Origin of the sequence: Hansschlegelia quercus (assembly GCF_004310425.1) — a bacterium.
In the GTDB taxonomy this organism is placed as follows: Bacteria; Pseudomonadota; Alphaproteobacteria; order Rhizobiales; family Methylopilaceae; genus Methylopila; species Methylopila quercus.
Genome location: NZ_SIUB01000008.1, coordinates 116,887 through 137,804, shown reverse-complemented (window position 1 = coordinate 137,804; position 20,918 = coordinate 116,887). Strand labels below are relative to the sequence as shown.

General features: G+C 66.6%; 17 protein-coding genes. 5 read left to right on the top strand and 12 right to left on the bottom strand.

What is annotated here, in order from left to right:
• Positions 1-109 precede the first annotated feature (109 nt).
• Together mdh and zapE are read right to left on the bottom strand one after the other, a co-directional pair.
• On the bottom strand, positions 110-1,075 hold the full coding sequence (mdh, locus tag EYR15_RS14875; RefSeq protein WP_131004358.1) for a malate dehydrogenase: 966 nt from the start codon (positions 1,073-1,075) through the stop codon (positions 110-112).
• A gap of 237 nt (positions 1,076-1,312) precedes the next feature.
• Entirely contained in the window at positions 1,313-2,476 is a 1,164-nt protein-coding gene (zapE, locus tag EYR15_RS14870) for a cell division protein ZapE (RefSeq protein ID WP_131004357.1), read from the bottom strand.
• 57 nt (positions 2,477-2,533) lie between these two features.
• Here zapE and EYR15_RS14865 point away from each other — a divergent pair, with 57 nt between their 5' ends.
• The 3 genes from EYR15_RS14865 (at position 2,534) to EYR15_RS17330 (ending at position 5,399) form a co-directional block, all read left to right on the top strand.
• Positions 2,534-2,881: a hypothetical protein gene (locus EYR15_RS14865; protein ID WP_131004356.1), complete on the top strand. Its 348-nt coding sequence runs from the start codon at positions 2,534-2,536 to the stop codon at positions 2,879-2,881.
• A gap of 398 nt (positions 2,882-3,279) precedes the next feature.
• Entirely contained in the window at positions 3,280-3,663 is a 384-nt protein-coding gene (gene copM, locus EYR15_RS14860) for a CopM family metallochaperone (protein ID WP_131004355.1), read from the top strand.
• Positions 3,664-3,854: 191 nt separating this feature from the next.
• Positions 3,855-5,399 (top strand): cell wall hydrolase, encoded by a 1,545-nt coding sequence (locus EYR15_RS17330; RefSeq protein WP_342635549.1) that lies wholly within the window; start codon positions 3,855-3,857, stop codon positions 5,397-5,399.
• A 356-nt stretch (positions 5,400-5,755) separates the two neighbouring features.
• On the opposite strand, the gene EYR15_RS14850 is transcribed toward EYR15_RS17330, so the two are convergent.
• From EYR15_RS14850 to EYR15_RS14830, 5 genes are all read right to left on the bottom strand, one after another.
• Positions 5,756-7,987: a xanthine dehydrogenase family protein molybdopterin-binding subunit gene (locus EYR15_RS14850; protein ID WP_131004354.1), complete on the bottom strand. Its 2,232-nt coding sequence runs from the start codon at positions 7,985-7,987 to the stop codon at positions 5,756-5,758.
• A gap of 12 nt (positions 7,988-7,999) precedes the next feature.
• Entirely contained in the window at positions 8,000-9,016 is a 1,017-nt protein-coding gene (locus EYR15_RS14845) for an FAD binding domain-containing protein (RefSeq protein WP_131004353.1), read from the bottom strand.
• Entirely contained in the window at positions 9,013-9,516 is a 504-nt protein-coding gene (locus EYR15_RS14840; RefSeq protein ID WP_131004352.1) for a (2Fe-2S)-binding protein, read from the bottom strand. Before EYR15_RS14840 ends, EYR15_RS14845 begins: the two co-directional genes overlap by 4 nt.
• A gap of 138 nt (positions 9,517-9,654) precedes the next feature.
• Positions 9,655-10,533 carry an aldo/keto reductase gene (locus EYR15_RS14835; RefSeq protein ID WP_131004351.1) on the bottom strand — a complete coding sequence of 293 codons (879 nt, stop codon included), beginning with the start codon at positions 10,531-10,533 and terminating at the stop codon, positions 9,655-9,657.
• 150 nt (positions 10,534-10,683) lie between these two features.
• A complete protein-coding gene (locus EYR15_RS14830; RefSeq protein WP_131004350.1) occupies positions 10,684-12,504 on the bottom strand; it encodes a sigma-54-dependent Fis family transcriptional regulator in 1,821 nt (606 codons plus the stop codon).
• Between the two features lie 247 nt (positions 12,505-12,751).
• On the opposite strand from EYR15_RS14830, the gene adh reads away from it, so the two are divergent.
• Positions 12,752-14,272, top strand: a complete 1,521-nt coding sequence (gene adh / locus EYR15_RS14825) for an aldehyde dehydrogenase (RefSeq protein WP_131004349.1) — start codon at positions 12,752-12,754, stop codon at positions 14,270-14,272.
• Between the two features lie 191 nt (positions 14,273-14,463).
• Positions 14,464-14,973 carry a hypothetical protein gene (locus EYR15_RS14820; protein WP_131004348.1) on the top strand — a complete coding sequence of 170 codons (510 nt, stop codon included), beginning with the start codon at positions 14,464-14,466 and terminating at the stop codon, positions 14,971-14,973.
• A 94-nt stretch (positions 14,974-15,067) separates the two neighbouring features.
• Here EYR15_RS14820 and EYR15_RS14815 read toward each other — a convergent pair whose 3' ends face one another.
• The 5 genes from EYR15_RS14815 to EYR15_RS14795 all read right to left on the bottom strand — a co-directional run bounded on the left by EYR15_RS14815 (position 15,068) and on the right by EYR15_RS14795 (position 20,790).
• On the bottom strand, positions 15,068-15,895 hold the full coding sequence (locus tag EYR15_RS14815) for a TorF family putative porin (protein WP_131004347.1): 828 nt from the start codon (positions 15,893-15,895) through the stop codon (positions 15,068-15,070).
• 464 nt (positions 15,896-16,359) lie between these two features.
• Positions 16,360-17,661, bottom strand: coding sequence for a type III glutamate--ammonia ligase (gene glnT, locus EYR15_RS14810; protein ID WP_131004346.1), 1,302 nt, complete (start codon positions 17,659-17,661; stop codon positions 16,360-16,362).
• Positions 17,662-17,806: 145 nt separating this feature from the next.
• Positions 17,807-19,141 carry an FMN-binding glutamate synthase family protein gene (locus EYR15_RS14805; RefSeq protein WP_131004345.1) on the bottom strand — a complete coding sequence of 445 codons (1,335 nt, stop codon included), beginning with the start codon at positions 19,139-19,141 and terminating at the stop codon, positions 17,807-17,809.
• Positions 19,142-19,163: 22 nt separating this feature from the next.
• Positions 19,164-19,871 (bottom strand): GltB/FmdC/FwdC-like GXGXG domain-containing protein, encoded by a 708-nt coding sequence (locus EYR15_RS14800; RefSeq protein ID WP_131004344.1) that lies wholly within the window; start codon positions 19,869-19,871, stop codon positions 19,164-19,166.
• Between the two features lie 28 nt (positions 19,872-19,899).
• A complete protein-coding gene (locus EYR15_RS14795) occupies positions 19,900-20,790 on the bottom strand; it encodes a class II glutamine amidotransferase (protein WP_131004343.1) in 891 nt (296 codons plus the stop codon).
• Positions 20,791-20,918: the final 128 nt, after the last annotated feature.

Here is a 20,918-nt window from a genome sequence, read left to right as displayed (position 1 = left end):
GCCTGCTCGGAATGGAACGTCCCGTTCTTGCCCGTAAAACCCTGGCAGATCACCCGCGTGCTGGAATCGATCAGGATCGACATGACTCAGGCCCCCTCGACGCGCGCCGTTACTTGCCGAGATTCGGCGCAATCGCCTTGCAGGCGTCGATGAGGCCCTTCACGGCGCCGACCGACTTGTCGAAGGCGGCCTTCTCGGCGTCGTCGAGCTCGATCTCGACGATGCGCTCGACGCCTGCCGCCCCGATCACCGCCGGCACTCCGACATAGATGCCGTCGACGCCGTACTGGCCGGTGAGGTGAGCCGCGATCGGCAGCACACGCTTCTTGTCCTTGAGGTAGCTCTCGGCCATCGCGATCGCGGAAGCAGCCGGCGCGTAGAACGCCGAGCCGGTCTTAAGCAGGCCGACGATCTCGGCGCCGCCGTCGCGCGTGCGCTGGATGATCTGGTCGAGCTTCTCCTGGGTGGTCCAGCCCATCTTCACGAGGTCGGGCAGTGGAACGCCGGCGACCGTGGAGTAGCGCGGCAGCGGCACCATCGTGTCGCCATGGCCTCCGAGGACGAAGGCGGTGACGTCCTCGACCGAGACGCCGAATTCCTCCGCCAGGAAGTAGCGGAAGCGCGACGAATCCAGCACGCCGGCCATGCCGACGACCTTCTCCGGCGGCAGCCCGGACGCTTCCCGCAGCGCCCAGACCATGGCGTCGAGCGGGTTGGTGATGCAGATCACGAAGGCGTCGGGCGCGTATTTCGCGATGCCGGCGCCAACCTGCTCCATGACCTTGAGGTTGGTCCCGATCAGGTCGTCGCGGCTCATGCCGGGCTTGCGCGGCACGCCGGCGGTCACGATCACGACGTCAGCGCCGGACAGCGCCTCGTAGGACGAGGCGCCGGTGAGCTTGGCGTCGAAGCCTTCGACCGGCGAGGATTCAGCGAGATCGAGCGCCTTGCCCTGCGGCACGCCGTCGACGATGTCGAACAGCACGACGTCGCCAAGCTCCTTCAGGCCCGCGAGGAATGCGAGCGTCCCGCCGATCTGGCCGGCGCCGACGAGTCCGATCTTGCTGCGGGCCATTGTCTGGTTCCTCGTTTCTGACGGGTTTGCGCGGGGGCTGAACTAGACCGAAGGGCGAGAGGCTTCAAGCGCGGCTGCGCTCGGAAGCGATGCGTGCTTCGAGACGGTGTCCTGACGGAAGGCTCCTCGGCATGAAGGCCGTATGCGCTTTCAAGACGCGATCCTTCCTCATGCTGAGGAGCGAAGGCGCGTCTCGAAGCACGCAGGCGGCCGCCATCATGGAAGCTCGGCGGCGCGTCACGTCTCCACCAGCCCGGTCGTCTGGCCGCTTGCCGCGCTGTCCGGCTTTCCGTGGCCGCGAGCGAGCCATTCGTCAGATCGCATCTCGGCCAGACGGGAGGCGGTGCGGGCGAAGCCGAAGCTTTCGTAGCCTTCCGACCCTGTCCACAGCGCGTCGGGCTCGGCCTCCGCGGAGGCGATCAGCTTCACGTTGCGCTCGTAGAGACCGTCAATCAGGGTCATGAAGCGGCGCGCCTCGTTGCGGCGGTTCTCGTCGAGCTTCGGAACGCCGTCGAGCACCAGTGCGTGGTAGCGGCGGGCGAGCGCGAGATAGTCGGCTGCGCCGAGCGGCTTTCCGCATAGGTCGTCGAAGCTCGCGCGGGCGACGCCGTGGCTGACGCGAGCCAGCCGGACGTCGTGGCCCTGCACCACGAAGCTTGTCGGCGCGCCGTCGTCGCCTGCGAGGTCGCGGAAGGCTTCGTCGAGCTCAGCGTGCGCCGCGTCGTCGGCGGGGACGAGCCAGAGCCTGCGGTCGCCGAGCTTCTCGCGCCGGAAGTCGGCGCGCGCCTCGAGCTTCACCACCTCCATCCGCTCGCGGATCAGCCCGACGAACGGCAGGAAGAGCGAACGGTTCAGGCCGTCTTTGTAAAGTTCGGTCGGCGGCACGTTCGAGGTCGCGACCACGACAACGCCCTCCGAAAGCATCGTCTCGAACAGGCGGGAGAGGATCATCGCGTCGGCGATGTCGGTGACGTGCAGCTCGTCGAAGCACAGCAGGCGGGTCTCGGTCGCGATCGCCCGGCCGACGAGCGGCACGACGTCTCCGGACGGGCCGCGGTGCTCCTTCGCCGCCTGTCGAGCCGCGTGGATACGGGCGTGCACGTCGATCATGAAGTCATGGAAGTGCGCGCGCCGCTTCTTCTCGATCGGCACGCTGTCGAAGAAGATGTCCATAACCTTGGTCTTGCCGCGGCCGACGTCGCCCCAGACGTAGAGACCCTTCAGCGGCGTGGGCTTGGAGGCGAACAGCCAGCCAAGCGCGCCGGACTTGCCGCGGTTGCGCTCGCGCAGGCGCTGGTCGAGCAGGTTCAGCCGGCCGACCACCGCCTCCTGCGCGGGATCGCGCTCCAGCGCCTCCGATCGCACGAGCGCCTCATAGCGCTGCTGCGTGGTCTCGATCATCTCTTGAAGGCGGGTCCGGAACGGGGACAGGAACGACGGCGAGGCGAGGGCGTTCAATTGCTGGGAGGCTGTTGCAAGACGCCTCGTCCGGTCTCGCTTCAAAAGGTTTGCGGCGCAATCAGACTCTCGGCGGCCCTACTTTTCGCTCTCGTCATAGCTCTGCCCTCGGTCGCGGAGGCCGGTCAACGCCGCCGCGTCTATCGCGAGCCGGCCTATGACCAGCCGCAGTACCGATCGGAGGCCGAACGGCGCGCCGGGATCTGGCGGCGCAACGGCGAGCGGGTCGAAGGCAGGGACGACACGCCTTATGGCCCGCGCTACCAAACGCAGGAGCAGGAGCAGCAGTCGATGTACGACTTCTCGCTGGGCCGCCGCGGGAACATCAAGGAATATTGGTGGCGCTAAGCTCCGGCGTGCCCGATCATCCGGGCATGAGCGCGCGTCGCCTTCTAGCGATCCTGTTGGCCCTTTGCCTGTTCGGCGTCAGCGCCGCGCCTTCCCATGCATGCGAAGGTAGCCAATCCGCTCAGGCGTCCGCCAGCCATGATCCGTCGCATGGCCCTCACAAGGCTTCACATCACGCCAAGGCCTGCTGCGCGGGGCAATGCTGCGCCTTGCCGGAAGCCATGGCAGCCAGCTGGCCAGCGCCGTTCGCGGCGCTCGATGCGTTTCCCCGCACGACGGCCGCGTTGAAGGCCGCAGCGTCGAGGCCGACGTCGCCCCCGCCGCGGAACGCCTGACGCCTTGGGCTTATCGCCCGTGCACTCCCACATCGAAGACCGACTGAAGCAAGGATCAGCGCTATGCGCGTTTTGACCTGCGGCCTGTTCGCGGCCGCCCTGATGACGTCCGCCGCCGTTTCCGCGGCCGAAAACATGAAGACGATGGACCATTCCGGCGAGATGGATCACGGCGCCATGAAGGTCGCCGCGGATGCGCCGTCGACCAAGGCCTATGAGGCCGCCGACATGGCCATGCACAAGGCCATGAAGCGGTCCTACACCGGCGATGCGGACAAGGACTTCCTCGCCGGCATGATCCCTCACCACCAAGGCGCGATCGCCATGGCGAAGGTCGCGCTGCAATACGGAAAGAACCCGAAGGTGCGGGCGATGGCCGAAAAGATCGTCGCCGACCAGGAGCGCGAGATCGCCGAGATGAAGGAGATGCTGGCCGCGGCGAAGTAAAGGCGCGGCGCGTGACCCGGATGCGTATACGGGTATCTACGCATCCGGGAGCTGGGCTTAAGCATTTGCTCACACTCTTCGCGTTTCTTTGAACCCGAGAAGTCGGGAGCGCATTCCGTCAGCCCGCGTGGCGACGGGGACACAGTCCGGCCTCTGGTTCGCGTTGCGTATCGAGTTGGAGCGTCAAGGCGTTGTCACGCCCCTCAGCCATCACCCTGCGCACTGCGCTGGTCATCACCGTGTCGTCGGCTGCGCTTGCGGGCTGCGCCTCGCGCGGCGGCGTCGCCCGCGTTAGCCTCACCGAGCGTGAGTGCATGGCGCGCGTGATGTATTTCGAGTCGAACCGTTCGAGCGACGCCGGCATGCTGGCCGTCGGGACGGTGGTGATGAACCGCTTGAAGTCTGGCAGGCATGGCTCGACCGTCTGCCAGGTGGTGGGGCAGCCTAACCAGTTCGCGCCGGGCGTTTTGACGCGTCCGATGACCGACAGCGGAAAGCCGCGCGCCTTCCGCATGGCTGACGCCGTCTTCAATGGCGCGCGCCATACGGGCGCGGGCTCGTCGATGTTCTTCCACACCTACGGGTACCGCTACCCCTACAACAACATGCGGTACACGCTGGTCGCGGGCGGAAACGCCTTCTACGAGAAGGTCCAGCCGCCCAAGACCTGGTACGGCGCGAAAGGTCGCTGGCCCGGTCCGCCGACCCCCACCGAGCGCGTGATGATCGCGCATGCGGAGCCCTATAACGACCGCTCGCTGTCCTCCACGCCGCGCGAAGTCGTGGCGGCGTCGGTGCGGCCGGCGCCAGTCATCCGGGACCGGCCGATCGCGGTCGAAGAGCGTGTGGCTGTCGCCCGCAATGGGGTGCGGGAACCGGAGCCTTTCGATATCGCCTCGAACGGCGTCGACCAGCCGATGCCCGCTGGCGGTCCGGACGGCGTTCCGCAATACGAGCCGCTGCCCTCCGCCCGACCGCAGCAGCGCGGCGCCGCGTCGCGTTACGAGCGACTGGCGCAGGCCGATCTGCCGCGACAGGCCCCGTCCCGGGCCGCGGAGGTTCCGCAATATGAACCGGCGACGGCGCAGGTCCAGCCGCGCTCCACGCCGTCGCGCTACGAGCGCCTGGCGCAGGCCGAGACGCCGCGCCGCGAGATCCCAACGGATGTCCCGGTCTATGAGGCGTCGGCGGCTGCCATGCGTGCGCCGGCGCGCCCGGCGCCGTCCCGTTATGAGCGTGTGGCGCAAGCGGAGACGCCACGACGTGAAATCCAGCCGGACGTGCCGGTCTACGAGCCCGAGCCGGCGCCCGCACGCTCCCAACCCCGCGTTGCGCCGTCGCGTTATGAGCGGCTCGCCCAGGCCGAAATGCCGCCGGCGACGTACGAGCCTCGTCGCGAGCGCCGTGAGGAGCCGCGCGCGGTCATGAGCCGTCCGCTTGCGGAACCCGTTGAAGCCCGTCCGCTTCCCGCGCCCGTCGCCGAGCGCGCACCGAACCGCGTCGCGGCCCGCGAGATGCAGGACGACTACGACGCCCCGCGGCAGACCGCGCCCGCGCGCCGTCGCGAGACGCCGCAGGAACTCGGCTGGAACGCCGGTCCGCAAGGCGTCCCCGTTGACGACGTGCCGACCGAGTACGTGCCCTCGGCTCCGTCGCGCAGCGAGGCCCAAGGGTTCGACGAGCCAACCGGCGCGACGAAGCTGCGCGGCAAGAACCGGATTGTCCGGGGCTACTGAGCCGGAGAACTTACTGACGTCTGCATGCTTCGAGGCGCCGTCCTTTCGGACGGCTCTTCAGCATAAGCGGGCCGTGTCGAAGCACGCAGGGCCGGCGTTCTTCTAGCGATCCGCCAGCCAGCGAGCGGCTTCCCGATCGTCCGACAGTCGAAACACCTTTGGATTCCTGGCCCCGCATGCGCTGCAGGCTAGCCGCCTGAGCGCATCGCCCTGAAGGCTGCGCGCTTCCGGGCTTGTCGAGCGATAGGCAGACTTGCGGCTGCAGGACCGGCACTGGATGCAGACAGGCCGCAAAGTGAAGGCGGCGACGTCGCTCACCGCCGCCTCCACGCCGTCGTCGTTCAAACCCACGAGCGTCAAAGCAGCTTGTCGATCGTGATCGGCAGCTCGCGCACGCGCTTGCCGGTCGCGTGGAACACCGCGTTCGCGACTGCAGCCGCAGCGCCCACAATGCCGATCTCACCAAGGCCTTTGATCCCGAGCGGATTGGAACCGTCTTCCTCGTCCACGAAGATCACATCGACTTCCGGAATGTCGGCGTGTGCGGGCACGTGATACTCGCCGAGATTGGCGTTCATCACCCGGCCGAGCGTCTTGTCCCACTTGGTCTCTTCGTGGAGCGCCATGCCGCAGCCCATGACCACGCCGCCGAGGATCTGGCTGCGGGCGGTGAGCGGGTTCAGGATCTTGCCCGCCGCGATCGCGCTGACGATCCGGACCAGGCGGATGACGCCGAGCTCTTCATCAACGCGCACCTCCACGAAGCAGGCGCCGTGCGTGTAGCCCGCGTACTTCTTCGTGAACTCCTCGTCCGGCGCGTAGCCAGCTTCGCCGTCGAGCTTTTCGACGCCGGCGCTCTTCAGAACGTCGGCGACCGAAACCGCTTTAGCGAGATCGGCCTTCAGCGCGATGCGGCCGTTTGAGAACGTCACCAGGTCGAGCGAGGCGTTGGCGAGCGGGGAATTGTCGAGCCCGCGCGCATGCTTCAGCAGTTCTTCCTTCAACGCCTCGCAGGCGAGCTTGACAGCGGAGCCGGCGGACGCCGCAGCCCAGGACCCGCCCTCAACCGGCGCCATCGGCAGCGACGTGTCGCCGACTTTTGACGTCACCTCGGCGATATCGACGCCGAGCGCGTCGGCGCCGATCTGGGCGAGGATCGTGTAGGTGCCGGTGCCGATGTCGGCGGTCGCGCAGGCGACCTCGAGCTTGCCGTCTGCGGTCAGGGTGGCGCGCGCCTTGTGAGGCATGGTCATCGCCTCCCAGCAGCCCGTCGCCATGCCATAACCGATGAGCTCGTGGCCCTCCTTCATCGAGCGCGGCTCGAAGCTCCGCTTGGACCAGCCGAAGCGCTCAGCGCCCTGCTCGTAGGCGGCCTTCAGCTCCTTCGAGGAGAACGGTTTGTCGTCGTTCTGGTCGTGGTCGGAGTAGTTCAGCAGACGGAGCTCGATCGGATCGACCCCAGCGGCGTAGGAGAGCTCGTCCATCGCGCATTCGAGCGCGAACACGCCGGTCGTCGCGCCCGGCGCTCGCATGTCGGACGGCGTAGACGTGTCGACCTTTCCGAGCTCGTATTTCAGCGAGACGTTGTCGCAGTCGTAGAGCAGGCCCGACCAGTTCACGATCGGCTCCTGGTAGTCCTCGAACATCGAGGTCGCCTGGATCGCGTGATGAGTGATCGAGGTCAGCTTGCCGCTGGTTTCGGCCCCGAGTGACAGCGTCTGGAGGCAGTCCGGCCGCCAGCCCATCGTGAACATCTGCGCGCGCGTCAGCACAAGGCGGACGGAGCGCTCCAGCTTGAGGCTCGCCATGACGGCGAGGAACACGTCGTAATGCGGGCGCAGCGCCATGCCGAAGGCGCCGCCGACATAAGGCGAGAAGAACCGGACCTTGTCCTCGTCCAGCCCGAACACCGAGCAGATGTAGTTCTTCGGGTTGACGACGCCCTGCGTCTTGTTGTGGACCAGCAGGCGGCCGTCGCCCTCCCAGATCACCGTGGTCGCCTGGAGCTCCATCGGATTGTGGTGCTCGGCGACGACGCGATAATCGCTCTCGACCTTGATCGGGGCCCTGTCGAAAGCGCCCTTGGCATCGCCGCGGGGGTCCGGCGGCGGGGGAATGCCGTCCCGCTTCTCGGGCGGATCGTAATAGTTTGCGGACGTCGCGACATCGACGTTCGGCGTCTCGACGTCATAAGTCGCCTTCACGAGCGTCGCGGCGTAGCGCGCGTTCTCGTGGGTGTCGGCGACGACCAGCGCGATCGCCTGTCCCGCGTAGTGGATCTTGTCGTCCCGGAACGGGCGGAACGGGCTGCCCGGCACCGCCACCATGTCGTTCTTGAACGGCTCGTCGTCTTCCGGAAAATCGATCCTGTTCTTGTGGCTCAGAACTTCGATCACGCCGGGGGCGGCGAGCGCCGCGGAAACGTCGAGCGCGGTGATCCGGCCCTTGGCGACCGCGCTCGGCACGGCTGCGGCGTATGCCAGATCCTCGGCGCCGAATTCAGCAGAATACTTCGCGAGACCGGAGACCTTCAGAGGGCCGTCGACGCGCGTGTTGGCGCGGCCGACATAGGGATGGATGTTGGACATCGGCGCGCCTCCTCAGTTCACGATCTTGTTGGACTGAACCTGCGGCGCGCCCGCGGCGGCCTGGGTCAGCGCCCGGACGACCGCGCGGCGGGCGAGCTCGATCTTGAAGTCGTTATCGCCGAACCCCTTCGCGCCTTGGAGCAGTCTGTCCGCCACTTCGCCGAACAGCTCTCTGGTGGCGAACTTGCCCTTGAGCAGCGCCTCCGCCTCCGGAACACGCCACGGCTTGTGAGCCACGCCGCCGAGCGCGACCCGCGTCTCGCCGATCACGTCGCCGTCCATCTCGATCGCCGCTGCGACCGAGACCAGCGCGAAGGCGTAGGACAGGCGGTCGCGGAGCTTGAGGTAGGTGTGGTTCTGGCCAAAGCGCGGCGCCGGCAGCTCGACGGCAGTCACCATCTCGCCATGCGCGAGCGTGTTGTCGTACTGCGGCTCGTCGCCAGGCAGGCGATGGAAGTCGGCGAAGGCGATCGTCCGTTGACCGTCTGGCCCCTCGACATGCACCACCGCCTCCAGCGCCGCGAGCGCGACGCACATGTCGGACGGGTGGGTCGCGATGCACGCGTCGCTCGTCCCGAGGATCGCGTGGATGCGGTTCACGCCCGTCTTCGCCGAGCAGCCCGAGCCGGGCTCGCGTTTGTTGCAGGGCGTCGCGACGTCGTAGAAATAGTAGCAGCGCGTGCGCTGGATCAGGTTGCCGCCGGTGGTCGCCGCATTCCTCAGCTGCGCCGAAGCGCCAGCAAGGATCGCGCTCGAAAGAAGCGGATAATCCCGCTGGATCCGCTGGTCATAGGCGAGGTCCGAATTCGGCACGAGCGCGCCGATCTTCAGCCCACCGCCATCGGTCGCTTCGATCTCCCTGAGCGGCAGCCGCGTAATATCGACGAGCCGGCCCGGCTTCATCACGTCGTACTTCATGAGGTCGACGAGATTGGTGCCGCCAGCGATGAAGCGGGCGTCCGGGTCGCCGGCCACCGCGGCGACGGCATCGGCGATAGTCTCAGCGCGGGTGTAGCTGAAGTTCATCATTCCGCGGCCTCCCGCACGGCGGCCGAACCCATCACGTCCTCGATGGCGTCGACGATGTTGCTGTAGGCGCCGCAGCGGCAGAGGTTGCCGCTCATCAGCTCGCGGATTTCAGGCTCGGTCTTGGCGTGGCCTTCGCTCATCATGCCGACCGCGGAGCAGATCTGGCCGGGCGTGCAGTAGCCGCACTGGAAGGCGTCGTGCGCGACGAAAGCCTCTTGCAGCGGGTGCAGGCTTCCGGGCTGGCCGAGGCCTTCGATGGTGGTCACCTCCGCGCCGTCGTTCATCACGGCGAGCTGGAGGCAGGAATTCACCCGGCGGCCGTTCACGAGCACGGTGCACGCGCCGCACTGGCCCTGATCGCAGCCCTTCTTGGCGCCGGTCAGATCGAGCCGCTCGCGCAGGAGGTCGAGCAGGGTAGTGGAGGGAGGAATGGTCAGCGAGCGCGGCTCGCCATTGATCGTAATCGTGACGGCGAAGCCGTCCGGCGCTGCTGCGGCCACTACGCTTCTCCTTCGAGCACGGCGCGGGGTCTGGCGGCCGCCCCATCGGGCGGCTGCCGACTTAAGAACCGTTCAAAGGATAAGACGTTCCCGCCTGCGCCGTTGCGCCAGCGCATGCGGGATGTTGGAGCGCCGCGATCAAGCCGCCTTCTTGAACGCCGCCTTGCCCTGGTCATCGAGCGCGTGGAAGTCGGCGTCGGTCAGCGTGACGTTCACTGCCGCGACGTTCTCCTCGAGATGCGAGACCTTACCCGTGCCGGGGATCGGCAGCATCACGGGGCTGCGCTTCAGCACCCAGGAGAGCGCGACCTGGCTCGGCGAGGCGCCGTGGGCCTTGGCGATCGTGTCGAGCACCGAGCCGGGCTTGGCGAGATCGCCGGCTGCGAGCGGGAACCACGGGATGAAGCCGATGCCCTTGGCCTCGCAGAAGTCGAGGACCTCCTCGCTGGTGCGGTCGACGAGGTTGTAGCGGTTCTGGACGGTGGCGACGGTGAAGTGCTTCTGCGCGGCGCCGATCTCCTCGACAGAGACTTCGCTCAGGCCGGCATGGGCGATCAGCCCCTCCTTCTGCATATCGGCGATAACGCCGAACTGTTCGTCGCGCGGGACCTTCGGGTCGATGCGATGGAGCTGCCAGAGATCGATCTGCTCGACGCCGAGCCGGCGAAGGCTCATCAGCACGCACTGGCGCAAATATTCCGGGCGCCCGACCGGCTGCCAGATCTGCGGGCCATGGCGGGTCAGCCCGCCTTTGGTGGCGATCGTCAAGCCCTCATAGGGACGCAGGGCCTCGCGAATGAGGTCCTCGCTGACGAAGGGGCCGTAGCTGTCGGCGGTGTCGATGAAGTTGACGCCGAGCTCCGGCAGGCGGCGCAGAGTCTTCAGCGCTTCGTCGCGATCTTTCGGCTCGCCCCAGATCCCGTCGCCGGTGATGCGCATCGCGCCGTAGCCGAGACGGTTGAAGGTATGGTCACCGAGCGTGAACTGCCCGGACGCGGATGCGTTGAAATCGCTCATCGGAATGGCTCCTTGATTGCCAGCCTGCGCGCCGAGCGACGGCGGCCGTCACGCAAGCTGAACGCGATATGGAGATCATCGCCGCGATAACGACCCCGCAAGGTCCGCCGCCTCGCGTTGCGCTGGCGCAATCAGGGCGGGCGTCCCCGTTCAGTCGCGGCCCAGCGCCCGACGATACAGTGTGCTTCGGCTGACCCCCAGTCGGCGCGCGGCGGCGGCGACGTTGCCGCCGCAATCGTCGATCGCGGCCAGCATCGCCGCGCGGGCCAGGCTCTCGAGCTTCGACGGCGGCGTCGCCGGCGTCTCGGGAGCTGCACTACGCACGCTTGCCGGCAGGCAGTCCGGTCCGAGCGTCTCGCCGGCCTCGGACAGCGCGATCATCGCCTTGAGCACCCCAGCGAGTTCTCGGTGGTTGCCCGGCCAGTCATGAGCGGCCATCGTCTCAAGCGCTTCGCGGCCGAGTCGGCGCCCGTCGCGGGCCATGCCGTCCCACACCGCCTCTATGGTCGCGATCCGGTCGGCGGCGGCCCTCAGCGGCGGCAGCACGAAGGTGAACTGCGCCAGCCTGAAATAGAGGTCGGATCGGAAGGCCTCCGCGCCGACCAGCCCGTCGAGATCGCGATGGGTCGCGCAGATCAGGCGGATGTCGAGCGGGATCGGCCTTCCCCCGCCAAGCGGCGTCACCGCGCGGTCTTGCACCACCCGTAAGAGCCGCGCCTGCAGCAGCACGGGCATGTCGCCGATCTCGTCGAGGAACAGCACGCCGCCGTCGGCCTCCCGGAGAAGACCCTTGGAGCCCGCGCGCCGCGCGCCTGTGAAGGCGCCGTGCTCGTAGCCGAACAGCTCGGCCTCGATCAGCCCCTCCGGCAGCGCCGCGCAGTTCACGGCGATGAAAGGCTTGGATCCCCGCGCGCTACGGGCATGGACGGCGCGGGCGAACATCTCCTTGCCCGAACCAGTCTCGCCCTGGATCAGCACCGGCACGTCGCCGTCGACGAGCCGCACGGCGCGGGCGAGGTCGGCGAGCGTCGCAGGCTCGAACACGGGATCGGGCGCTCCCGCGTGATCGCGCTCCGGCCCCCGAACCGGATGAAGCTTCGCCGCCTCCGGCTCGACGATGTGGAGCGACCCGCCGCTGCGGCCGCGGATCATGCCGCCCTTCGCGACGCCGTCGAACAGATCGCCGAAAGAGCGGCCGCCAAGCGCCGTCCAGTCGAGTCCCATCAGAGCCAGACCGTGCCTGTTGGCCGCGACCAGCCGGGCGCTGTCGAACACCAGCACGCCTTCTTGGGGGCTGCCGAGCATGGCGCGGTCTGCGTGCAGCCGGACGATCTCGCAGCCGGAAAAGCCCTCCGCGAACATGCCATGCTCGATGCGGTCGACCCCGAGACGGACGAGCTGGAGCGGCGGCGGGTAGGGGCCGCCCGCGGCCGAAGACAGATCGAGCGCGCCGACCATCCCGCCGAACGGATCGAAGATCGGCGCCGCCGCGCAGGCGAGAATGCGATGGCTGTCGAAGAAATGCTCCGCCCCGCGCACCTCGACCCCGCGACGCTCCAGTAGCGCGGCGCCGATCGCGTTGGTGCCGGTCGCGGCTTCCGCCCAACGCACGCCTGGCTTGAGCGCGACGTTCGCGGCCTTGGCGCCGAAGTCGGCGTCGCCGAGCGCGTCGAGCACCGAGCCTGCGCCATCGCTGAGGATCACGAGCCCTCCGACGTCGTGCGCTTCGCCCGCCAGCATCTCGAGTTGAGGGCGGGATAGGCGGATCAGCCTTTCGTTGCGCTCCTTGAGCTCCCGCAGGCCCGATTGGCCGAGCGGCTCGATCGCTGGCTCGCCATGAGCGTCGAGGCCGCGCTCGGCGCAGCGGCGCCACGATCGGAGAATGGGCTCGCGCAGGCCGATCGGCTCCGCCCCGCGGTCGAAGAAGTCTCGGCGGGCCCTGGTGAGGTCGGAAATCAGCGCAGTCGCCATGGCAGTCTCGTCCCTGCGTCTCACGGTGCGACCAGTGTCGCAGCGACGAATGTCGCGGGTTGCGACACTCTTTCACCCAAACGAAGACTGAGTCCATGGCAGCTATCGGAGAGCCGTCGGGCCGTCGCTCGCCGGTCTTGCCCGCACAACGACTTCCCGCGACGCAGCAAACGGCGACGCGTCAGCGGCCGTCCTTGGCACGAACGCTGCGACGACGGCGCGAACGACGAATTCAGGGAGAAACGTCATGAACAAGCCGGAACGGATGGAAGCCTTCACCCGCGCGCCCTTCAAGGAGCGCTACGACAACTTCATCGGCGGCAAGTTCGTAGCGCCCGTCGGCGGCCGCTACTTCGAGAACACCAGCCCGATCACGGGCCAGAAGATCTGCGAGATCGCCCGCTCGCAGAAGGAGGACGTCGATCTCGCTCTCGACGCCGCGCACAAGGCTAAGGACGCCTGGGGCCGAACCAGCGCCGCCGAGCGCGCCAAGATGCTGAACAAGATCGCTGACGTCATGGAGGAAAATCTCGACGTCATCGCGACCGCTGAGACCTGGGATAATGGCAAGCCGATCCGCGAAACCATGGCGGCCGACATTCCGCTCGCGATCGACCATTTCCGCTACTTCGCGGGTTGCATCCGCGCTCAGGAAGGCGCGCTGTCAGAGATCGACCACGACACGGTCGCCTACCACTTCCACGAGCCGCTCGGGGTCGTCGGCCAGATCATCCCGTGGAACTTCCCGATCCTGATGGCGGTCTGGAAGCTCGCCCCGGCGCTCGCCGCGGGCAATTGCATCGTCCTGAAGCCGGCCGAGCAGACTCCCGCCTCGATCATGGTTCTGTTGGAGCTGATCGACGGCATCCTGCCGGACGGCGTGCTGAACGTCGTCAACGGCTTTGGCCTGGAATGCGGCAAGCCGCTCGCCTCCTCGCCCCGGATCGCGAAGATCGCCTTCACCGGCGAGACCACGACCGGCCGCCTGATCATGCAGTACGCCAGCCAGAACCTGATCCCGGTGACGCTGGAGCTCGGCGGCAAGTCGCCGAACATCTTCTTCTCCGACGTGACGGCGGAGGACGACGACTTCTTCGACAAGGCGGTCGAGGGCTTCGTGATGTTCGCGCTGAACCAGGGCGAGGTCTGCACCTGCCCGAGCCGCGCTCTCATCCAGGAAAGCATCTACGATCGCTTTATGGAGAAGGCGATCGGACGGGTGAACGCGATCAAGCTGGGCAACCCGCTCGATCCGTCCACCATGGTCGGCGCGCAGGCATCGAGCGAGCAGCTCGAGAAGATCCTGAGCTACATTGACATCGGCAAGCAGGAAGGCGCGGAAGTGCTCGCCGGCGGCGGCAAGAACGAGCTGGAGGGCGATCTCGGCGGCGGCTTCTACGTCAAGCCGACCGTGTTCAAGGGCCACAACAAGATGCGGATCTTCCAGGAGGAAATCTTTGGGCCCGTGCTCTCGGTCGCGACCTTCAAGGACGAGGCCGACGCGTTGTCTCAGGCGAACGACACGCTCTACGGCCTCGGCGCCGGTGTGTGGACACGCGACGGGACGCGAGCCTACCGCTTCGGTCGGGGCATCCAGGCCGGCCGCGTCTGGACCAACTGCTATCACGCCTATCCCGCCCACGCGGCGTTCGGCGGCTACAAGCAGTCCGGCATCGGGCGCGAGAATCACAAGATGATGCTCGACCACTACCAGCAGACCAAGAACATGCTGGTCAGCTACTCCGCGAAGAAGCTCGGCTTCTTCTGAGAACATGTCGCTGTGAAACAGCAGGGCGGGTCCTTCGGGGCTCGCCCTTTTCTTTGCGCCCTCAAAGCCGAGGCGGGTTCGTTCGACGGCCGCCATAGCCGAAAGACTTTTCGCTCCCGCCGTAGCCGCGCCGCAATCCGGGATCGATCTTTGACGCGCGCGTGATCGACGCGCTTCCGGGAGGACATGCAATGAAGGCGCAGATCGGGCTTTTCTCCACCGTGGCAATCGTCGCGGCGTTCGCCGCCGCATCGCCTGCGTCGGCGCTGACGATGAAGGAATGCGGCGCAAAATATCAGGCGGCCAAGAAGGACGGCTCGCTGAAGGACTTAAAGTGGGCGGACTTCCGCAAGGCTCAATGCGGCGGCGACGAAGATGCGCCGGCCGACGAGGCGAAAGCGGTCGACCCGGATGCTGGCCAGCCTGCTGCGGCGGCGGCGTCGAAGCCGGCCGTCAAGACCGGCGACGCCAAATCCGGAGCGGCGGCAGCCGGCGCCAACGTCTCTACGCCCGCATCGAGCGCCCCGGTCTTCCCTAGGGAAGTCTCGGCGAAATACGCCAGTGAGACCCCGGGCCGTGCGCGCATGCACACGTGCGTGGACCAGTATCGAGCGAACAAGGCGGCCGGCGCGACCGGCCTGCGCTGGATCGAGAAGGGCGGCGGCTACTATGCGCAGTGCAACGCCAGGCTGAAGGGCTGAGCGAAGCAATCGCCATCGAGCGATCCCGCACAAAAGAAAACGCCGCGCTCTTTCGAGCGCGGCGTTCGCGATCAGAAGGTCATTCGGCCGAAGCTTACTTGATCTTGTTGAACGAGGTGTCGAAGGCGATCTTGCCGACAACCGCGCTGCCGCACCAGTTGCGAACGCCGGTGTTGAAGTCGCACTCGTTCTTGCTCAGATCGGTGTCGCTGTAACGAACGTCCAGGGTCATGGCCTTATAGGTCATGCCGCCGCCGACGTTGTAGGTCCAGTAATCATTTGCCGGACGAGCGCCGTTCTTGGCGTTGTAGTACCACTGCTTCCCGATTTCGCCGGAGACATAGAACGCGATGTCGGGGAACGCGGAAACCGGGATGTTAACCTTCGGAGCGAGCGAGAGGTAGATCTCGTCCTGACCGGTGTTGGCGTAGTCGCGCGAGTACCAGGCGTTGAAGGTGATCGAGCCGAAGTCGCCGAAGGCGTAGCTCGGCAGAGCCTTGAATTCCCAGTAGTCGGTGTTGAAGCCGGTCTCTTTCGGGTAGTAGTAGTACAGCGCGCCGACGTCGAGCGTGAAGGCGTCCCAGGTGTGACGGAAGCCGCCGTAGAGGTCGACTTCGGCCGCCGGATCGCTCAGGCCGAGGCGGGTCGGGAACGAAACGCTCGAACCCCAGCTGCCGATGTAGAACCAGTCGGTCTGCAACTCGGCGTAGCCCTGGACCGCCGCGCCCTTGGCGGAGTTCGTGATGCCGCGGTAGCGATAATCAGTCACGCCGGCGACGCCGAACGCGACGTCCCAGGCCGGAACGACTTCCATCGCCGGCTCGGCGACGGGCAGGTCTGCGGCGATTGCGGCGCCCGAGATCATGGACACAGCCGAGACGCTCATCAGCGTTGAAAGGGCAAGTCCGGCAAGCTTCTTCATATCAGTTCCCCGATTCGTAAGTACACTCAGGCGGTTGAACGTAAAAATCAGCCCACGGGGGTTGGAAGTCGAGCCTGATTTTTAGGCGAACGACATGATCGCAGCTAGAGATGCGAAATTACCACACTCAGTATAAGGCCCAGGTAAGATAATAACTGAGAAAAGTCGCCGTCCTGAAGAAAACCTTTAGCAATCATTACCTCAGCAACGGTGGACTCTCATCCGTCGAAATCGCCTTGAATCTTTGAAGAAGATGCTGTGGCTTCGACCGAGTTAAACACGCTCTCGGCGCCGCTATTCAGCCTTTGGCATGCAAGCGATCGTATTTCGCCCCCTACCGCAGGTAATAAAAAAGGCCGCCCGGCGTAGGGGCGGCCTTGCTTGGCGGAGGCTTTGAGCATCTGCAGACCCCACGTTGCAAAACGGGAGCGCGGCGCCTGATTTCAGGGCGCCTTCGCAGATGCTCAGCAGTCGAGCGTGTTGTCTCGCTCCCACTGCGTGAGGTGACGGGCATAGGCGTTCCATTCAACCGTTTTCAGCTTGGAGAAAGCGGTGACGAACTCCTCGCCGAGTTGCTCCTTGAGCACGGTCGACGCCTCGAAAGCCTTCAGCGCGTCGAACAGGTTGAGCGGAAGCTTCTTGCAGTCCTTCACCGTGTGGCCGTCGACATACATGTTGATGTCGAGCCGCTCGCCGGGATCGCGCTTGTTGTCGATGCCGTCGAGGCCGGCCGCGAGCAGCGCCGCCTGCAGCAGATAGGGGTTCGCGGCGCCGTCGGGCAGGCGGAACTCGAAGCGACCGGGATCGGGGATCCGGATCATGTGGGTGCGGTTGTTGCCGGTATAGGTCACAGAGTTCGGCGCCCAGGTCGCGCCCGAGGTGGTCCGCGGCGCGTTGATGCGCTTGTAGGAGTTCACGGTCGGATTGGTCATCGCGCAGATCGCGTCCGCGTTGTGGATCAGGCCGCCGATGAAGCTGTAGCCGAGCGCGGAGACGCCGAGTTCGCCGCCGTCGTCCTCGAACAGCGCCTTGTCGTCTTTCCAGAGCGAGACATGCGCGTGACAGCCGGAGCCGGTCAGGTTCATGAACGGCTTCGGCATAAAGGTCGCGCGCAACCCATGCTTCTCGGCGATGGATTTCGTCATGAACTTGAAGAACGTGTGCTGGTCGGCGGTCCGCAGCGCCGGACCGAAGTTCCAGTTCATCTCGAACTGGCCGTTGGCGTCCTCATGGTCGTTCTGGTACGGGCCCCAGCCGAGCGCGAGCATCGCGTCGCAGATTTCGGTGATGACGTCGTAGCGCCGCATCAGCGCCTGCTGGTCGTAGCAGGGCTTCTCCTGCGTGTCCGAGGCGTCGCTGATCGCCTGACCGTCGGCAGTGGTAAGGAAGAACTCGCACTCGACGCCCGACTTCATCTCCCAGCCGCGGTCGCCGGCCTTGCCGATGAGCCGCTTCAGCAGATTGCGCGGCGCGTGGTCGACCTCCTTGCCGTCCATCCAGAGATCGGCCGCTAGCCAGCCGACTTCGGGCTTCCACGGCAGCTGGATCAGGCTTTCCGGATCGGGCTTGGCGAACAGGTCGCTGTCGGACGGGCTCATGTCGAGCCAGGTCGCGAAGCCGGCGAAGCCGGCGCCGGATCTCTGCATGCCGGCGATCGCCGCGGCCGGTACGAGCTTCGCGCGCTGCGAGCCGAACAAGTCGGTGTAGGAGATCAGGAAATACTTGATCCCGCGATCCTTCGCGGCCTTCGCAAGATCAGACGCCATTTTCTTCCCCCGTCTCAAAGCTCGTCATCCCCGCCGAGGCCTTGAGCCGCGAGCCGGGGATCGTCGTCAGAAAATGGCGCCTCGTCCGGACGACGATCCCGGCCGAGCCTCCGGCCGTCCGGGATGACGCCATAGACGCCTGTCGTCAGAACCGGCCCGTCTGCCCCGGGATCCAATCCGTCCCGGCCAGCGGCACCTGGGCCATGGCGGCGGCCTCGATGGTGAGCGCCACCAGATCTTCCGGCTCGAGATTATGCACGTGGCTTTTGCCGCAGGCGCGGGCGATCGTCTGCGCCTCGAGCGTCATCACCGCGAGGTAGTTCGCGAGCCGGCGACCGGCGAGAACCGGGTCGAGCCGCTTCATGAGCTCAGGGTCCTGCGTGGTGATGCCGGCGGGGTCGCGACCCTCGTGCCAGTCGTCATAGGCGCCGGCGCGCGTGCCGAGCTTCTCGTACTCGCCTTCCCACTGCGGGTCGTTGTCGCCGAGCGCGATCAGCGCCGCCGTGCCGATCGCCACCGCGTCTGCGCCGAGCGCCAGCGCCTTGGCGACGTCGGCGCCGTTGCGGATGCCGCCGGAGACGATCAGTTGCACCTTGCGGTGCATGCCGAGATCCTGCAGCGCCTTCACCGCCTGTCGAACGGCCGCGAGCGTGGGGATGCCGACATTCTCGATGAACACTTCCTGCGTAGCGGCGGTGCCGCCCTGCATGCCGTCGACCACCACGACGTCGGCGCCGGCCTTCACCGCGAGCGCGGTGTCATAATAGGGCCTCGCTGCGCCGACCTTCACGTAGATCGGCTTCTCCCAGTCGGTGATCTCGCGCAATTCCTCGATCTTGATCTCGAGGTCGTCCGGGCCGGTCCAGTCGGGGTGGCGGCAGGCGGAGCGCTGGTCGATGCCCTCGGGCAGGGTGCGCATCTTGGCGACGCGCGGAGAAATCTTCTGGCCGAGCAGCATGCCGCCGCCGCCGGGCTTCGCTCCCTGGCCGACCACGACCTCGATCGCGTCCGCCTTGCGGATGTCGTCGGGGTTCATGCCGTAGCGGGAGGGTAGGTACTGGTAGACGAGCTTGGTCGAATGCCCGCGCTCCTCTTGCGTCATGCCGCCGTCGCCGGTGGTCGTCGAGGTGCCCATGGCGGAAGCGCCGCGGCCGAGCGCCTCCTTGGCCGGACCCGACAACGAGCCGAAGCTCATGCCGGCGATCGTGATCGGGATCTTGAGCTCGATCGGCTTTTTCGCGAAGCGCGTGCCGAGCACGACTTCGGTCGAGCACTTCTCGCGATAGCCTTCGAGGGGATAGCGCGACATCGAGGCGCCGAGGAACAGGAGGTCGTCGAAATGCGGCAGCTTGCGCTTCGCGCCCGCGCCGCGGATGTCGTAGATGCCGGTGGCCGCCGCGCGGCGGATCTCCGACAGCGTGTAGGCGTCAAAGGTTGCGGATTCGCGCGGCAGGGTGCGCGGCGCCGCGGGGGGCTTCATGTGCTCGTTCACTGCGAAGCCCTCAGTAGGCCGACGCGTTGTCGACGTGGAAATGATAGAGCGTGCGGGCGGAGCCGTAGCGCTTGAACTCGGACGGATCGATCTGGCCTTCGACGCCCGCGAGCTTGAAGCGCTCGAAGAGCTGCGCCTTGTGCTCGTCGCGCATCTCCTTCTCGATGCAGTCCGCGCCGAGGCTCTTCACCGAGCCCCGCACATAGAGCCGCGCTTCGTAGATCGAGTCGCCGAGCGCTTCGCCCGCGTCGCCGAACACGGTGAGCGTGCCGGCCTGCGCCATGAAGGCCGACATGTGGCCGACGGAGCCCTTCACGACGATGTCGATGCCCTTCATCGAGATGCCGCAGCGCGCCGCCGCGTTGCCGCCGATGATCAGCGTGCCGCCATGGGCGGTCGCGCCCGCGGCCTGACTGGCGTCGCCCTCGACCTCGACGAGGCCGGACATCATGTTCTCGGCGACGCCGACGCCGGCCGATCCCTTCACGAGGACCGTCGCCTGCTTGTTCATGCCGCCGCAGTAATAGCCCACCGGCCCATCGACCTCGACGGTGATGGGAGCGTCGAGGCCGGCGGCGATCGCATGCAGACCGCCCGGGTTCGTCACCCGCCAAAGCGAAGCGTTCGATCCGGCCTTCAGCGCGTGAAGCGCCGTATTAAGCTCGCGCACGGTCGAGTTTGACAGATCGACCGCATGGGATTGCGTGCCCGCGTTCATGAGACGGCGTCCCCCTTAGTTCTTGTTTTCAGGCAGCCTTGCGGTCCCAGAAGTAGGCCTTAGCGGGCTCGGGCTCCCACACGCGCGCGTTCTCGATGCCGGGCAGACCGGCGAGCGCGCGATATTCGGAGCCGAAGGCCACGTACTGGTCGGTCTCGGCCATGACCGCGGGCTTGCAGGCGATCGGATCGCGCAACACGCCGAAACCGGATTCTGTGCCGACCACGAAGGTGTAGAAGCCGTCGAGGTCGCCGAGCGAATCCTCGAGGGCCTCGCCGAGCGACCGGCCCTCGTTCATGCGCCAGGTCAGGTAGCCGGCGGCGACTTCGCTGTCATTGTCGGTCTTGAGCGAGACGCCCTGGCGCTCGAGTTCGCGGCGCACGCCGCGGTGGTTCGAGAGCGAGCCGTTATGGACGAGGCACTGGTCGTCGCCCGTTGAAAACGGATGCGCGCCGTTGGTCGTCACCGCGCTTTCGGTCGCCATGCGCGTGTGGCCGATGCCGTGGCTGCCCGACATCTCCGACAGCTTGAAACGTCCGGCGACGTCGCGCGGGAGGCCGACTTCCTTATAGAGCTCCATGCGGGCGCCGGAGCCGACGACGGTCACCTCAGGCGCGACCTCGGCAATGCGGGTCTTCACCGCGTCGACCTCGGCCTCGGGCACGGACAGCACCGCGTGCGTCTCGCGCTCGATCAGCGTCGAGGAGCCGCCGAGCTTGTCCTTGAGCCCGGCGAAATCGTAGCCCTCGGAGGCGCGCAGCGTCAGCTTCACACGACCGGGCTCACTCGCGCCGTAGACGGCGAAGCCCGCCGAGTCCGGACCGCGATCCGTCATCACTTCGAGCATCTGGCTCAGCATCTCGCCAAGCTTCGGCTCGAGCGCCTTGTCCTTGATGAAAAGTCCGACGATCCCGCACATCGCGTGACGGCTCCGGTCCGGGTGGCTGGCCCTGAGGCCTGTGAACCGGACGCTATCGGCCGCGGTAGGCGACGTCAATCGAGTTGGAAAAAATAATTCTTCTGAGGAAACATGCCGCGGCCACGCCC

Coding starts and splice junctions, on each gene's coding strand:
- mdh (WP_131004358.1), bottom strand. CDS start 1,075: ATGGCCCGCAGCAAGATCGGACTCGTCGGCGCCGGCCAGATCGGCGGG.
- zapE (WP_131004357.1), bottom strand. CDS start 2,476: ATGATCGAGACCACGCAGCAGCGCTATGAGGCGCTCGTGCGATCGGAG.
- copM (WP_131004355.1), top strand. CDS start 3,280: ATGCGCGTTTTGACCTGCGGCCTGTTCGCGGCCGCCCTGATGACGTCC.
- EYR15_RS14850 (WP_131004354.1), bottom strand. CDS start 7,987: ATGTCCAACATCCATCCCTATGTCGGCCGCGCCAACACGCGCGTCGAC.
- EYR15_RS14845 (WP_131004353.1), bottom strand. CDS start 9,016: ATGATGAACTTCAGCTACACCCGCGCTGAGACTATCGCCGATGCCGTC.
- EYR15_RS14835 (WP_131004351.1), bottom strand. CDS start 10,533: ATGAGCGATTTCAACGCATCCGCGTCCGGGCAGTTCACGCTCGGTGAC.
- EYR15_RS14830 (WP_131004350.1), bottom strand. CDS start 12,504: ATGGCGACTGCGCTGATTTCCGACCTCACCAGGGCCCGCCGAGACTTC.
- adh (WP_131004349.1), top strand. CDS start 12,752: ATGAACAAGCCGGAACGGATGGAAGCCTTCACCCGCGCGCCCTTCAAG.
- EYR15_RS14820 (WP_131004348.1), top strand. CDS start 14,464: ATGAAGGCGCAGATCGGGCTTTTCTCCACCGTGGCAATCGTCGCGGCG.
- EYR15_RS14815 (WP_131004347.1), bottom strand. CDS start 15,895: ATGAAGAAGCTTGCCGGACTTGCCCTTTCAACGCTGATGAGCGTCTCG.
- glnT (WP_131004346.1), bottom strand. CDS start 17,661: ATGGCGTCTGATCTTGCGAAGGCCGCGAAGGATCGCGGGATCAAGTAT.
- EYR15_RS14805 (WP_131004345.1), bottom strand. CDS start 19,141: ATGAAGCCCCCCGCGGCGCCGCGCACCCTGCCGCGCGAATCCGCAACC.
- EYR15_RS14800 (WP_131004344.1), bottom strand. CDS start 19,871: ATGAACGCGGGCACGCAATCCCATGCGGTCGATCTGTCAAACTCGACC.
- EYR15_RS14795 (WP_131004343.1), bottom strand. CDS start 20,790: ATGTGCGGGATCGTCGGACTTTTCATCAAGGACAAGGCGCTCGAGCCG.